General features: G+C 74.1%; 13 protein-coding genes, 1 tRNA gene and 1 riboswitch. Of the genes, 9 read left to right on the top strand and 5 right to left on the bottom strand.

Annotated features, from left to right (window positions below; translation table 11 throughout):
• Positions 1–7 precede the first annotated feature (7 nt).
• Positions 8–1,270, bottom strand: coding sequence for a DUF4032 domain-containing protein (locus R2737_06810; protein MEZ5115960.1), 1,263 nt, complete (start codon positions 1,268–1,270; stop codon positions 8–10).
• A gap of 98 nt (positions 1,271–1,368) precedes the next feature.
• Here R2737_06810 and R2737_06805 point away from each other — a divergent pair, with 98 nt between their 5' ends.
• The 5 genes from R2737_06805 to R2737_06785 all read left to right on the top strand — a co-directional run bounded on the left by R2737_06805 (position 1,369) and on the right by R2737_06785 (position 6,003).
• On the top strand, positions 1,369–2,388 hold the full coding sequence (locus tag R2737_06805; protein MEZ5115959.1) for a LacI family DNA-binding transcriptional regulator: 1,020 nt from the start codon (positions 1,369–1,371) through the stop codon (positions 2,386–2,388).
• The gene (locus tag R2737_06800; protein ID MEZ5115958.1) at positions 2,385–3,008 is read left to right on the top strand and encodes a hypothetical protein; all 624 of its coding nucleotides are present in this window, start codon (positions 2,385–2,387) and stop codon (positions 3,006–3,008) included. Before R2737_06805 ends, R2737_06800 begins: the two co-directional genes overlap by 4 nt.
• Before the next feature lie 70 nt (positions 3,009–3,078).
• Positions 3,079–3,151, top strand: a tRNA-Thr gene (locus R2737_06795).
• A 304-nt stretch (positions 3,152–3,455) separates the two neighbouring features.
• Positions 3,456–5,021, top strand: coding sequence for an Ig-like domain-containing protein (locus R2737_06790; GenBank protein MEZ5115957.1), 1,566 nt, complete (start codon positions 3,456–3,458; stop codon positions 5,019–5,021).
• Positions 5,022–5,199: 178 nt separating this feature from the next.
• Positions 5,200–6,003 carry a CPBP family intramembrane glutamic endopeptidase gene (locus tag R2737_06785; protein ID MEZ5115956.1) on the top strand — a complete coding sequence of 268 codons (804 nt, stop codon included), beginning with the start codon at positions 5,200–5,202 and terminating at the stop codon, positions 6,001–6,003.
• 4 nt (positions 6,004–6,007) lie between these two features.
• On the opposite strand, the gene R2737_06780 is transcribed toward R2737_06785, so the two are convergent.
• Positions 6,008–6,940, bottom strand: a complete 933-nt coding sequence (locus R2737_06780) for a DMT family transporter (protein ID MEZ5115955.1) — start codon at positions 6,938–6,940, stop codon at positions 6,008–6,010.
• A gap of 5 nt (positions 6,941–6,945) precedes the next feature.
• Positions 6,946–7,290, bottom strand: coding sequence for a cupin domain-containing protein (locus R2737_06775; GenBank protein MEZ5115954.1), 345 nt, complete (start codon positions 7,288–7,290; stop codon positions 6,946–6,948).
• An 83-nt stretch (positions 7,291–7,373) separates the two neighbouring features.
• Between R2737_06775 and R2737_06770 the strand changes: the two genes are divergently transcribed.
• Positions 7,374–7,781 carry a DUF3263 domain-containing protein gene (locus R2737_06770; GenBank protein MEZ5115953.1) on the top strand — a complete coding sequence of 136 codons (408 nt, stop codon included), beginning with the start codon at positions 7,374–7,376 and terminating at the stop codon, positions 7,779–7,781.
• A 61-nt stretch (positions 7,782–7,842) separates the two neighbouring features.
• Here R2737_06770 and R2737_06765 read toward each other — a convergent pair whose 3' ends face one another.
• Entirely contained in the window at positions 7,843–8,838 is a 996-nt protein-coding gene (locus tag R2737_06765; protein ID MEZ5115952.1) for a glucosyl-3-phosphoglycerate synthase, read from the bottom strand.
• 98 nt (positions 8,839–8,936) lie between these two features.
• Positions 8,937–9,069: riboswitch (SAM riboswitch) on the top strand.
• 14 nt (positions 9,070–9,083) lie between these two features.
• Between R2737_06765 and thrC the strand changes: the two genes are divergently transcribed.
• Together thrC and R2737_06755 are read left to right on the top strand one after the other, a co-directional pair.
• A complete protein-coding gene (thrC, locus tag R2737_06760; GenBank protein ID MEZ5115951.1) occupies positions 9,084–10,361 on the top strand; it encodes a threonine synthase in 1,278 nt (425 codons plus the stop codon).
• Positions 10,358–10,708, top strand: coding sequence for a ubiquitin-like small modifier protein 1 (locus R2737_06755; GenBank protein MEZ5115950.1), 351 nt, complete (start codon positions 10,358–10,360; stop codon positions 10,706–10,708). The genes thrC and R2737_06755 overlap by 4 nt, the downstream gene beginning before the upstream one ends.
• Positions 10,709–10,875: 167 nt before the next feature.
• Here the strand turns inward: R2737_06755 and R2737_06750 are convergent, their stop codons facing one another.
• Complete coding sequence (locus tag R2737_06750) at positions 10,876–11,241, bottom strand: DUF5709 domain-containing protein (protein ID MEZ5115949.1); 366 nt, start codon at positions 11,239–11,241, stop codon at positions 10,876–10,878.
• Positions 11,242–11,962: 721 nt separating this feature from the next.
• Between R2737_06750 and groL the strand changes: the two genes are divergently transcribed.
• Positions 11,963–13,582, top strand: coding sequence for a chaperonin GroEL (groL, locus tag R2737_06745; GenBank protein MEZ5115948.1), 1,620 nt, complete (start codon positions 11,963–11,965; stop codon positions 13,580–13,582).
• Positions 13,583–13,636: the final 54 nt, after the last annotated feature.

The raw sequence follows: 13,636 nt of genomic DNA, 5'->3' as shown, positions 1-13,636 counted from the left end.
GGGCCGGTCACTCGGGCGGCAGGACGATCCGCAGCTCCGCGGTGTCCTCGGTGCTGACGCCGGGGCGGGCCCCGAGCACGGCCTGCTCGTCCGGCTTGTGCGCGAGCACGGTGTCGACGTAGTCGCGTGCCCCGGCGAGGAGCCCGACGTCGCGGCCCTGACGCTCGGACAGGAACCACCGGTGCTCCAGGACCTCGTGGAACACCTCCGCGGGCTCGAGCTTGCCGCGCAGCGTGGTGGGCACCGAGCGGACCACCGGCTCGAAGCGCTGGGTCACCCACAGGTGCGCCACGATCTCCTCGTCCTCGTCCGGGTGCTCGTCGGCCCGGAAGGTGTCCAGGTCGTTGAGCAGCCGGCGGGCCTGGTTCTCCTGCACGTCGAGCCCCGTGAGGCGCAGCAGCCGCCGGGAGTGGTGGCCGGCGTCCACGACCTTGGGCCGCACGCTCACCCGGGCGCCGCCCTCCTCGCCGTGGACCTGCAGCTCGGCGACGTCGAAGCCGAGGCTGTTCAGCCGGCGGATCCGGGCGTCGAGCAGGTAGCGCTCCCCGGCGGTGAGGCTCAGCGGCTCGGTGAGCTCCGACCACAGGGCGTCGTACCGGGCCATCAGGCTGACCCCGACCTGGATCGGGTCGATCGACTCGTGCAGGCGCCCGCCCGCCGCGAGGTCCATCAGCTCCCCCGCCACGTTGGTGGCCGCGGTCTCCAGGTCGTAGCGCCGCTGGCCGTCCGACAGCGCGTCGTGCAGCTCGCCGGTCTCCGCGTCGACCAGGTAGGCGGCGAATGCGCCGGCGTCGCGGAGGAAGAGCGTGTTGGACAGGGAGCAGTCGTTCCACGAGAAGCCGACGAGGTGCAGGCGGACCAGCAGCACGGTGAGCGCGTCCATCAGCCGGTTGGCGGTGTCGTCGCGCAGGGTGGAGGAGAACAGCGCCCGGTACGGCAGCGAGAAGCGCAGGTGGCGCGTCACCAGCGCCGCCGCCAGCGGCTCGCCGTCGCGGTCCTCCCGGCCGGTCACGATGCCCACCGGCTCCACGCACGGGACGTCCAGCCGACCGAGTTCGAACAGCAGCGCGTACTCGCGCTCGGCCAGCGGCTGCTCGACCTCCTTGACCGCGTACACCGCCTTGTTGATGCGCACGAAGCGCACCACGTGCCGGGAGATGCCGCGGGGCAGCGCGACCACCGTGTCGTCCGGCCACTGCTCGAGCGGCGTCGACCACGGCAGGAACAGGAACTCCGGCTCGTCCGGGGTGCCGATGAGGCGCAGGCCCACGCAGCGGACCCTAACCGTCCGTGCGCCGGCCCGGAGGGCCTCGCAAGAACCCGTCAGTCGGTGCAAGGACTTGCGGCCGCGCTGTTACCGTGGCGCGGGTGGGGTCGCGGCTGGCCGACATCGCGGCGTCGGCGGGGGTCTCGGAGGCGACCGTCTCGCGCGTCCTCAACGACCGCCCGGGCGTCTCGGCGGCGACCCGCCGGGCGGTGCTCACGGCGGTCGACGTCCTGGGCTACGACCGCCCCGTCCGGCTGCGACCGCGGGGCCGCCCGCTGGTCGGGCTGGTCGTCCCGGAGCTGGTGAACCCGATCTTCCCGGAGTTCGCCCAGGTCATCCAGACGCTGCTGGCCCACAGCGGCTACACGCCCCTGCTGTGCACGCAGACCCCCGGCGGGGTCTCCGAGGACGCCCACGTCGACATGCTGCTGGAGCTGGGCGTGTCCGGCGTCGTGTTCGTCTCCGGCGAGCACGCCGACGTGACGTCCGACCACGCCCGCTACCGAGCCCTGGTCGACCAGGGCCTGCCGATCGTGCTGGTGAACGGGCACGCCGCGGACGTGGACGCTCCCTCGGTGTCCGACGACGACGCCGCCGCGATGGACCTCGCGGTGGGGCACCTTGCCGCTCTCGGCCATCACCGGATCGGACTCGCGGTGGGGCCCGAGCGGTTCGTCCCGGTGGTGCGCAAGCGGGAGGGGTTCCTGCGCGCGCTGCAGGACCACCTCGGCGTGGCCGAGGACGAGGGGCGGGGTCTGGTCGTCAGCTCGCTGTTCTCGGTCGAGGGCGGGCAGGCCGCGGCCCAGACCCTGCTGGCCCGGGGCGTGACCGCCGTGGTGTGCGGCTCGGACCTGATGGCGCTGGGGGCGGTGCGGGCGGTCCGCGGCGCGGGGCTGTCGGTGCCCGACGACGTGTCCGTGGTCGGCTACGACGACAGCCCGCTGGTGGCGTTCACCGACCCGCCGCTGACGACCGTGCGGCAGGCGGTGCCGTCGATGGCCGATGCCGCCGTGCAGGCGCTGGTGGACCAGATGGGTGGATCCCCGACCCCGCGCACGGAGTACGTGTTCCGGCCCGAGCTCGTGGTCCGCGCGTCCACGGGCGCGGCGCCGGTGCGGTGAGCGGGGACCCCGGCAACGCCCGGGTGGTGCCGTACGCCGACCTGGCCGCCGCCATCCGGGCCGCCTCCTCGCTGCTGGGCGACTGCCGGCTGGTCGTGGTCGACGGGCCGTCGGGGTCGGGGAAGACCACGTTCGCGCAGCGCCTGGCCGGGGCGCTCGGCGGTGCCCCGGTGGTGCACCTCGACGACGTCTACGACGGGTGGGACGGGCCGCTCGGGACGGCGCTGGTGCAGCGGCTGCACGCGTGGCTGCTGCTGCCGTGGCGCGACGGGCTGCCGGGTCGGCACCCGGTGTACGACTGGTCGGCCGGTGCCTACCGGTCCTGGCGGGAGGCGCCCGCGGCCCCGGTGGTGGTGCTGGAGGGGGTCGGGGCCGCGCAGGCGGGCCTGCGGGAGCACGCGGTGCTGGTCTGCTGGGTCGAGGCTGCCGAGGAGGTCCGGCCGGACCGGGTGGTGCGCCGCGACGGCCCGGCGGTCGAGGGCCCGCTGGCGGGCTGGCGGGAACGGGAGGCCTCGCACTTCGCCGCGGACGGCACGCGGGCCGCCGCCGCGGTGCTGGTGGACGGGCACCCCGCCGCAGCCCACGACGTCGCGCGCGAGTTCGTCACGCTGCCGGGCTGAGTCCTGCTGCCGGGCTGACGTGCGCCGCCCGGCCGGGCAGCGGCGGGAGGCTGCGGTACCGTCGCCGCGCGCCTCCGTAGCTCAGTTGGCAGAGCGCTCGCCTTGTAAGCGATCGGTCCCCGGTTCGAGTCCGGGCGGAGGCTCTGCGCGGCTGGTCAGCCATGCCCCGACCAGGACCAGCGCCCTGCCCGCCAGGGCCAGCGGCCGGACCGGGTCGGTGCCGAGCAGGAGCGCTCGCATTCCCCTCGCGAGTGCTCGCGGGTGGGGGTTGCGGGACGGTCCTGGAACCCCCACGGGCGAGCATTCGCGTGGGTCGGGGCGGCGCCGCGGCGGCGCGCTGGGCGGCGGGCTGACGTGATCCTGCGCGGGGTCTCGCTTACCGTAGACGGTGGTGCACGCCCTCGACGCGGGTCGGGGGCGCTTCCCCGACGCCACGAACGGAGTGCCATGCCCGGCCACGACGACGTCCCTCGGACGAGGGCGACGATCGGCCTGACGGCCCTCGCGCTGGTGGGACTGACGGCCTGCAGCCCCGCCGCTGCCGACTCCACGCCCGCGGTCGTGTCCTCGGCCAAGGCGGCCCCGGAGGTGCTCGCCAGCTTCGGCTCGGGCGCCGGCGCGTCCGACGCGCCGACCGCGCCCGCGACGTCGGACCCGACGGCCTCCCCCGAGCCCACCGGTCCGCCGGCCCCCGCTCCGGTCCCCGTCGACATCAGCGCGGCGAAGCGGGTCGTCGACGTGGGCCTGGACGACCTCCTGCCGCGGCGGACCGAGACCTACGGCGTGGGCATGCCGATCGTGGTCGAGTTCGACCAGCAGATCCCCGACGAGCTCAAGCAGCAGGTCCAGGCCGGGCTGTACGTCACGGCGAGCCGGGACCTCGGCGTGGCCACCTGGTCCTGGCTGGACGACTCGACGATCGCGTTCCGGCCCAAGGAGTGGTGGCCCGCGCGGACCAACGTCGAGGTGACCGTCGCCCTCGGCGGGGTCGGGCTCGGCGTGATCGACGGCGTCGGCTACCGCGGGGTCGCCTCCGCGACGCAGACGTTCAAGATCGGCCGGTCCCAGCTGACGAAGATCGACCTGGACACCCAGATGGGGATCGTCAAGGTCGACGGCGAGAAGGTGCGCGACGTCGCGGTCTCCACCGGCAAGTCCGGCTGGAAGACGCGTCGCGGCATCAAGATCATCATGGAGCGCACGCCGAACAAGATCTTCACCAACGACGCCGTCGGTGACTTCACCGAGGACTACCGGCTCACGTCCCGCTACGCGCTGCGGCTGACCTCCTCCGGGGAGTTCCTGCACTCCGCGCCGTGGGCGCTGGGCCGACTGGGCGTCTACGCCGGCTCCCACGGGTGCACCAACGTCAACGACACCGACGCCGGCTGGTTCTACGACACCGCCCTGTACGGCGACCCGGTGGTCTTCGTCGGGGACAAGGGCGCGCCCGACATGGAGTACCGCAACGGCTGGGGCGGGCTGTGGAACATCCCGTGGCCGGACTGGAAGAAGGACTCCGCGGCTCAGCCCGGGACCCGCGCGTGGGGCGTCTCGGAGCTGACGGTCGGCAAGGCGCCCAGGGCCCAGGAGATCGTCTACCAGGGTCCGGTGCCCGAGGGCCCGCCCACCCGGGCGCCGGACAAGCCCGCCGCGGAGGAGACGCAGAAGCCGGACAAGCCGAAGCCGTCGGAGTCGGCGACCACGGACAAGCCGAGTCCCGACGCGTCGCAGTCGTCCGGGTCGTCCGGCGGCGGGGGGTCGCAGGAGCCGTCGTCGCCGTCCTCGCCGTCGACACCGGCCCCGAAGCCCACGCCGAAGCCGACCCAGCAGCCCACGGAGGGGTCCGGCGGCTCGTCCGGCGGGTCGTCCGGGGGGTCCGGGGGGTCCGGGGGCGGGGACACCGCCGCTCCGGAGCCGCCGCCGGCTCCCGAGCCGCCGGCTCCCGAGCCCCCGCCCGCCCCGGAGCCGCCCCCGGCCGCGCCGGCCGCGGAGCAGCCCGCCGCGGGCTGACCGAGCGCACCACGGGAGCCGCACCCCCGGCCGGGGGTGCGGCTCCCGTCGTCCGTCCGGGCCCGCGGCGGCCGCGCGGCGCGGGTTCGGGCCCGCCGACCCGCGTCCGGTCCGGGGCGCTCGTACGATGCCCCCGGCGGGCTCCCGCCCATGTCGAGCCGGGCCGGGGAGGTCGCGGGTGTTCCACATCGTGGCCCCCGAGCAGGTGTCCGGCCTGCCCTGGTGGCCGCTGGTGGCCGTGCTGGTCGCGCTGGTCGTGCTCAACGTCGTCAACAACCGGGTCGCCCCGCAGGAGCACTACCTGCTGTGGGCGTTCGCCGGCTCCACCGCGCTGCTCGCCCTCGGCCTGCTCGACGGCAACTCGTTCACCGACATGGGCCTGGGCCTGGGCTACTTCATCCCCGGGCTGATCTGGGGCTCGCTGTGCATCGGCGTGGTGACCCTCGTCTACCTCGTGGGCGCGTCGCTGCGGAAGACCCGGCAGGCGTTCCACGACGAGCGGATGGTCGACCTCAGCGCGGGACGGCTGGTGTTCAACGCGCTCGTCGAGGTGCCGTTCGGCACCGTGCTGCTGGAGGAGGTGGCCTTCCGCGGCGTGCTGTTCTCGATGCTGGCCCGCCGGTTCGGGGTGGTGTGGGCCATCGTGATCTCCGCGGTGCTGTTCGGCTTCTGGCACGTGCTGCCGTCCATCGGCACGCACGAGCAGAACGCCGCGCTCGGGTCCGTCGTGGGCGAGGGCAGGCGCGGCAACGTGCTCGCGGTCGGCCTGTCGGTCCTCGGTACCGGGCTGGCCGGGGTGGTGTTCAACGGGCTGCGGCTGTTCTCCGGCAGCCTGCTGGCGCCGATGGGCCTGCACTGGGCGACCAACGGGCTGGGCTACGCGTTCTCCTGGGTGATCATCCGGCTGCGGATCCGGCACCAGCAGCGCGAGGAGGCCGAGGAGGCCGCGGAGCGGGAGCGCCGGGACGCCGCCGAGGAATAGCCGGTCAGCCCTCCGGGCGAGCGCGGCGCGGCAGCCGGACCAGGCCCTGGATCAGGGCCACCCCGGACAGCACCACGACGGCACCCACCGGCTGGTACCACGCCAGCGGCTCGCCGAGCAGGACCACCCCGGCGACCGTGGACACCAGCGGGGTGGCGTACGTCGTCGCCGCCGACACGACCGGCCCGGCGTCGCGGACGATCCGGAAGTTGAGGACGAACGCCAGCCCGGTCGAGGCCACCCCGAGCAGCAGCATGGCCCCGACCACGTCGAGGGGGAGGGACCCCGGCGGCGCGGTGAAGAGCAGCACCAGGACCGCCAGCTGCAGGGAGCCGCTGGTCAGCTGGGCCGCGACCACCGGCAGCGGGCCCTCGGGCCGGCCGGACAGCAGCCGCCTGGTCAGCGACACCCCGACCCCGTAGCAGGCGGTGGCCGCCACGCACGCGGCGCTGCCGAGCAGGTCGGCCCCGCCCACGCCCTGCCAGACGCCGAGGACCACCAGGACGCCGACGAAGCCGAGGGTGAGGCCGGCCAGCCGCTCCCGCGTCAGCCGCTCCTCGGGCAGCAGCGCCAGCCCGAAGAGAACCGCCCACAGCGGCGTGGTGGCGTTCCAGATGCCCGCGAGCACGGAGGAGATCCGGGTCTCCCCGAAGGCGAACAGCGTGAACGGCGCGGTGTGCAGGAACAGCGCCACCACTGACACGTCCCGCCAGGCGCGCCAGTCGCGGGGCAGCCGCCGCCGCGTCACCGCGACCAGGACCAGGACGACGGCGGCACCGAGCGCCACCCGGCCGAAGGCGACCTGCAGCGGGGCCAGGACCTCGACGGCCACCTTGATGAACAGGAACGCGAAGCCCCACACGACCACCAGCAGCAGCCAGGAGGGCAGCCACACCCGGGCCGGGGCCAGCGGCGGGCGTCCCGTGCCGACGGGCACCGGCGTCAGGCCCGGGTGACCCAGACCTTGCGCAGGTCCTCGTGCACCGTCCAGGTGGTGCGCGCCCCGGCCGTCAGCACTCCGACGTCGCCCGGGCCCACCTCCAGCACCGGTCCCCCCTCGACGGCGACGGTCGCCCGTCCGGACACCACCACGAACACCTCGTCGACCTCGACGTCGGTGGACGTCCCCGCGGTGTGCTCCCAGACCCCCGCGGCCAGTCCGCCGGGCACGTCGAGATCCGCCCCCAGCACCCGGGGCGCCCCCGCCACGACCTGCCCGGGGTCGAGGTCGCCGGGCTCGAGCGGGAGGGACGCGATGTGACGGGCGTACGGCTGCTGGGGGACCATGGTCGGGCAGGGTAGTGCGCCACGTCGGCGCGCTCGACGGGATGCCGGGCGGCACGCGGAGCGGGCGGAGGTGAATGACAGCGGTGGGATTCGCGTCCTACGATGGCCGCGCCCCGGGTGCCCTGCTCCCGGGTGACGTCTCGGACGAGCAGGCCGAGGCCGCCGCCCCGCCCGCCGACGACCGCGAGGAGAGCCCCATGGACGTCGCGCGATCCCCGCTCGACCGCGCGCACGACGACGACACGCTCAGCGAGCGCGACCGTCGGATCCTGGAGTTCGAGCGGCAGTGGTGGAAGTACGCCGGCGCCAAGGAGCAGGCGATCCGTGACCTGTTCGACATGAGCGCGACCCGCTACTACCAGATCCTCAACGCCCTGCTGGACCAGCCGGCCGCCCTCGCCTTCGACCCGATGCTGATCAAGCGGCTGCGCCGGATGCGGGCGGCCCGCCAGCGGGCTCGGTCGGCGCGTCGCCTCGGCATCGAGCTGTAGCGCCGGGCTCCCAGCCCGACGGCGGCTCCGGCGGCTCCGGCGGGCCCCCATCGCCCCGGTCCTAGGTCGGCTCCGCCACCTGCGCCCGCCCGGCGTACTCCGGCACCGTCACCAGCGGCGGTCGCGTCAGCGCCAGCACCTCGCGCTCGGACAGCACGAACCCCTCCGGCCCTCGGTCGAACACCGTGATCGTCGTGCCCAGGTCCCGGTCGCGGCGCAGCCGCCCGTCCGGGTCCAGCCGGTCCAGCGCGGTCTGCCAGATCTCCCCGGCCATCCGGCCCAGCCGCCGCTCGTCGTGGTGGCGGTGCACCCGTACCCCGAGGTCGACCTGGGCGACCGCGTCCAGGCCGAGCAGCTCGACGGTGTCGACCAGCAGGGCGAGCTCCACCCCGTAGCCGCACGGGAACGGCAGCCGCTCCAGCAGTGACCGGCGCCCGGCGTACTCCCCGGCCAGCGGCTGGACCACGCCGGCCAGCTGCGGCCAGGCCAGGTTGAGCAGCGGGCGGGCCACCAGCTCGGTGACGCGGCCGCCGCCGGCCTCGACGACGTCCGCGCCCTGCACCAGCGGCCGCTCGTAGATCGCCTTGACCAGCGCCACTCCCGGGTCGGCCAGCAGCGGACCGAGCAGCCCGGTGACGTACGCGGGGGTGAACGAGCGCAGGTCGGCGTCGACGAACACGACCACGTCGGCGGTGGTGGCCGCGAGCCCGCGCCACATGGTGTCGCCCTTCCCCGCGACGGCCGGGATGCCGGGCAGGACCTCGTCGCGGTGCACGACGCGGGCCCCTGCCTGGGCGGCAACGGCTCCGGTCCGGTCGCTGCTGCCGGAGTCCACGACGACCAGGTCGTCCACCAGCGGGTCGTCGCCGTGCTGCGCGCCCCCCATCAGCGCGGTCCGGATCGACGTCACGATGTCGCCGACCGTCTCCTCCTCGTCCAGGGCGGGCAAGACCACCGCGACGGTGGTCGACCCCTTGGCCCGGCGCAGCGCGGGAACGGGCCAGTCGGCGGCCGAGGAGGTGCGGCGGGCGAACCAGTCGCGCGCGTCTGCCCGCATGCTGGCACCCCTCTGGCGTCGGATCGGCGGTGACTTGTACAGTCTCCGCCATCGCTGCGGCGCCCGCGTGCGCGGGAGACCGGCGACACAACTGAACACGCTCATCCCGAGGGGCAGAGGGAACGGCCCGATGAAGCCCCGGCAACCATCCCGTTTCTCCTTGCTGTCGCGAGGCCGGCGGGACCGGTGCCAAGTCCGACCCCCACCGAACGGTGCGGGGACAGATGAGGAGAAAGGCCTCGCTGATGACCACTCTTGTCGACGCGCCCGCGCGCGTCCGCTCCGCTTCTGACTTCGGTCCGGCCTCCCACCTGTGCTGCCGCGAGTGCGGGGCCACCTACGACCTCGGTGCCGCGTACGCCTGCGCGGAGTGCTTCGGCCCGCTCGAGGTCGGCTACGAGTTCCGCGACGTGACCCGCGCCCGGATCGAGGCCGGCCCGGCGTCGATCTGGCGCTACGCCAGCCTGCTGCCGGTCGCCCCGTACGCCGGCGACGAGCCCAACCTGCAGCCCGGCGGCACCCGGCTGGTCCGCGCCGACAACCTGGCCGCCGAGCTCGGCCTGCGCCGGCTGTGGGTCAAGGACGACAGCGGCAACCCGACCCACTCGTTCAAGGACCGGGTCGTGGCGGTCGCCCAGTCCGCGGCCCGCCGCCTCGGCCTCGGGACGCTGGCGTGCGCCTCCACCGGCAACCTGGCCAACGCGGTCGCGGCCGCCGCCGCGCGCGCCGGCCAGCGCTCGGTCGTGGTCATCCCGTCCGACCTCGAGGCCGGCAAGACCGTGACGACCGCGGCGTACGGCGGGACGCTGCTGGCGGTGCGCGGCTCGTACGACGACGTCAACCGGCTCTGCAGCGAGCTGGTCGGCGACCCCGTCACCGACGACTGGGGGTTCGTCAACGTCAACCTGCGGCCGTACTACGCCGAGGGGTCCAAGACGCTGGGGTACGAGGTCGCCGAGCAGCTCGGCTGGCGGCTGCCGCAGCAGGTCGTCGTCCCTGTCGCGTCCGGGTCGCTGCTGACCAAGGTGGACAAGGCGTGGCGGGAGCTGGCGGCGCTCGGCCTGGTCGACGCGACGCCGTACGCCGTCTTCGGCGCCCAGGCCACCGGCTGCTCGCCGGTGGCGCAGGCGTTCGACGCCGGGCACGAGGTCGTCCGCCCGGTCCGGCCGGACACCATCGCCAAGTCGCTGGCGATCGGTAACCCCGCGGACGGCCCGTACGCGCTGGACGTGGTGCGGCGGACCGGCGGCGCGGTGGGCGCGGTCAGCGACGAGGAGGTCGTCGACGGCATCCGGCTGCTCGCGCGGACGGAGGGCGTCTTCGCCGAGACGGCGGGCGGCGTCGTCGTCGCGACGCTGCGCCGGCTGCTGGCCGAGGGCCGGCTGGACCCGGACGCCGAGACGGTGATCCTCAACACCGGCGACGGGCTGAAGACCCTCGACGCGGTCGCGGGGCACGTCGGCCCGACCGCGACCGTCGACGCGGACGCCGACGAGGCGCTGCTCGCGCTGGCCGGGCGGTGAGCGGCGTGGCGGGCGGCGGCGTGGCGGGCGGCGGCGTGGCGGGCGGCGGCGTGGCGGGCGGCGGCGTGGCGGTGACCGTGCGGATCCCAACCATCCTGCGCTCCTACACCGGTGGCCAGGCGCAGGTCGTCGTGCAGCCGGACCGCGCCACGCTGGCCGGCGTGCTCACGGCGCTCGAGGCCACGGCACCGGGGATCGGGGCGCGGGTGCTGGACGACGACGGCCGGCTGCGCCGGTTCGTCAACGTCTACGTCGACGACGAGGACGTCCGGTTCGCCGACGGCCTGGAGACGGCGACCCGGGACGGTGCGTCGGTGTCGGTCATCCCCGCGGTGGCCGGCGGGTAGCGACCCCCGGACGCGACGAGGCCCGCCGCAGGGGGCGGGCCACACTCACGTCATCGGCACCGGGGCCGCCCGTCTGAATACTCCGAACGGGTGAATCCGGGCGAGGTTATGTCAGGTGGGGCCTCACTCGCTGCCGGGCGACGCGTCGCACGAGGCGAGCGGCGCGGTCAGGGCTGCTCGAGCCGGTCGATGGCGAGTTCGACGTCGGCGAGTTCGACGTCGGCCCGCAGGCTGGCGTCGTCGGCGTCCAGCGCCTCCTCGTCCATGTAGTGCATCGCGGCCTCCTCGGCCGACAGCCCGTCGACGTCGTGCGAGTCGTGCGCGATGGTGTCGCTGGTCTCGTCCGGGCGCCAGCCCTCGTCGTCCTCGATCAGCCGGCCGACCCGGCTGTCGTCGGGATGCCCGAACGTCTCCTCCGGTCCGTCGGTGCCGAGGTCCTCCGACAGCTCCCGGTACAGCTCGTCCATCACGTCGCGGGCGGGGTCCTCGCGCCAGCCACGCCGACCGGACACGGTGCGGTCGTACTCCGTCATGACCCCTCCTTCCCGATGCGGTCCCGTCGAGGGGGTCGGGGGCCGGACCCGTGGTCCGACCCTGCGACCCCATCGTGCTCCTTGGGCGCGTCCCGTGTCGCGTGCTTGTGGCCCTTGCGTCCGCGGATGTCGGCGTACCCCTGCCCCTGGTCGTCCGCGCGGGTACCCCGAGACCGGAAGTCGATCTTCCGCGGAAGATCCACTTCCCCCGCGCGTTCCCCGCGCGCGTGGTGCTGCACGGTGACCGGGTCGACGGTGCCACCCGGTCGTCTGGTGCTCGCACCATGATCCGCGCGCTGGCACGCCCGACGGAGCGAAGTCGATCTTCCGCGGAAGATCCACTCCAGGCCCTTGAGGCCGCGCCGGAGGGGCTGAGCGGTGCTCACCTGGGGTGCGCCGGGGCTCAGTTGGGGGACATGGCGGTGTCCGCCGGTGATGATCTTCCGCGGAAGATCGTGTGTCGCTCCCTGGCGCGGGCCGGCACGGGGCGGGGCGGGGCCGGGGCGACGGTCGGTCGGCCGGGGCGCGACTTGCACTCGCCAGGGTCGAGTGCCAACATGTCCGTTAGCACTCGCGAGGTCCGAGTGATAACGCGAGTGGCAGGACCCACATCGACCGGCGAGGTCGACGGCGGGGTGCGGAAGGAACGCCCCCGTCCCGACCGTCCGTCGCGGGCGTCGGTCGGTGCGACCCCGATGCGTTCCGGGAGGAACCCCACCCCATGGCAAAGATCATCGCGTTCGACGAGGAAGCCCGTCGCGCGCTCGAGCGGGGCATGAACACCCTCGCCGACGCCGTCAAGGTCACCCTCGGCCCGAAGGGCCGCAACGTCGTGCTGGAGAAGAAGTGGGGCGCGCCCACGATCACCAACGACGGTGTGTCCATCGCCAAGGAGATCGAGCTCGAGGACCCGTACGAGAAGATCGGGGCCGAGCTGGTCAAGGAGGTCGCGAAGAAGACCGACGACGTGGCCGGTGACGGCACCACCACGGCGACGGTCCTCGCGCAGGCGCTGGTCCGTGAGGGCCTGCGCAACGTCGCGGCCGGCGCCAACCCGATGGGCCTCAAGCGCGGCATCGAGAAGGCCGTCGAGGCCGTCAGTGCCGAGCTGCTCGACATGGCCAAGGAGGTCGAGACCAAGGAGCAGATCGCGGCCACCGCGTCCATCTCCGCGGCCGACCCCGAGGTCGGCGAGATCATCGCCGAGGCGATGGACAAGGTCGGCAAGGAAGGCGTCATCACCGTCGAGGAGAGCAACACCTTCGGCCTGGAGCTCGAGCTCACCGAGGGCATGCGCTTCGACAAGGGCTACATCTCGCCGTACTTCGTCACCGACGCGGAGCGGATGGAGGCGGTCCTGGAGGACCCGTACATCCTCATCGCGAACTCCAAGATCTCCGCGGTCAAGGACCTGCTGCCGATCCTGGAGAAGGTCATGCAGTCGGGCAAGCCGCTGGCGATCATCGCCGAGGACGTCGAGGGCGAGGCGCTGGCCACCCTGGTCGTCAACAAGATCCGCGGCACCTTCCGCTCGGTCGCCGTCAAGGCCCCCGGCTTCGGTGACCGTCGCAAGGCGATGCTGCAGGACATCGCGATCCTGACCGGCGGCCAGGTGATCTCCGAGGAGGTCGGCCTGAAGCTGGAGAACACCGGGCTGGAGCTGCTCGGCCGCGCCCGCAAGGTCGTCGTCACCAAGGACGAGACGACGATCGTCGAGGGCGCCGGCGACCCCGAGCAGATCGCGGGCCGCGTGAGCCAGATCCGCGCCGAGATCGAGAAGAGCGACTCCGACTACGACCGCGAGAAGCTGCAGGAGCGGCTGGCCAAGCTGGCCGGCGGCGTGGCCGTCATCAAGGCGGGCGCGGCGACCGAGGTCGAGCTGAAGGAGCGCAAGCACCGCATCGAGGACGCCGTGCGCAACGCGAAGGCCGCCGTCGAGGAGGGCATCGTCGCCGGTGGCGGCGTCGCCCTGCTGCAGGCGTCGGAGAAGGCGTTCGCCGGTCTGGAGCTCGACGGCGACCAGGCGACCGGCGCCGGGATCGTGCGCGTGGCCGTGGAGGCCCCGCTCAAGCAGATCGCGGTCAACGCCGGCCTCGAGGGCGGCGTCGTGGCGGAGAAGGTGCGCCACCTCGAGCCGGGCTGGGGCCTCAACGCCGCCACCGGTGAGTACGTCGACCTGGTGAAGGCGGGCATCATCGACCCGGCCAAGGTCACCCGCTCGGCGCTGCAGAACGCCGCGTCGATCGCCGGGCTGTTCCTCACCACGGAGGCCGTGGTGGCGGACAAGCCGGAGAAGGCGGCCGCCCCGGCGATGCCGGGCGGCGGGGACATGGACTTCTGATCCGGAGGTCCGACCCACGGGTCTGACGCGCGGTCCGGTCACCCCCCCCGAACC

This window comes from Candidatus Nanopelagicales bacterium (assembly GCA_041393815.1).
Classification (GTDB): domain Bacteria; phylum Actinomycetota; class Actinomycetes; order S36-B12; family JAWKJK01; genus JAWKJK01.
Note: the sequence above shows the minus strand (reverse complement) of the source record. Positions and strands in the feature narration are given on the sequence as shown.

Bases quoted from the DNA above. Each gene is read 5' to 3' on its own strand.
- R2737_06790 (MEZ5115957.1), top strand. From the start codon at position 3,456: ATGCCCGGCCACGACGACGTCCCTCGGACGAGGGCGACGATCGGCCTG.
- R2737_06775 (MEZ5115954.1), bottom strand. From the start codon at position 7,290: ATGGTCCCCCAGCAGCCGTACGCCCGTCACATCGCGTCCCTCCCGCTC.
- R2737_06765 (MEZ5115952.1), bottom strand. From the start codon at position 8,838: ATGCGGGCAGACGCGCGCGACTGGTTCGCCCGCCGCACCTCCTCGGCC.
- thrC (MEZ5115951.1), top strand. From the start codon at position 9,084: ATGACCACTCTTGTCGACGCGCCCGCGCGCGTCCGCTCCGCTTCTGAC.
- R2737_06750 (MEZ5115949.1), bottom strand. From the start codon at position 11,241: ATGACGGAGTACGACCGCACCGTGTCCGGTCGGCGTGGCTGGCGCGAG.
- groL (MEZ5115948.1), top strand. From the start codon at position 11,963: ATGGCAAAGATCATCGCGTTCGACGAGGAAGCCCGTCGCGCGCTCGAG.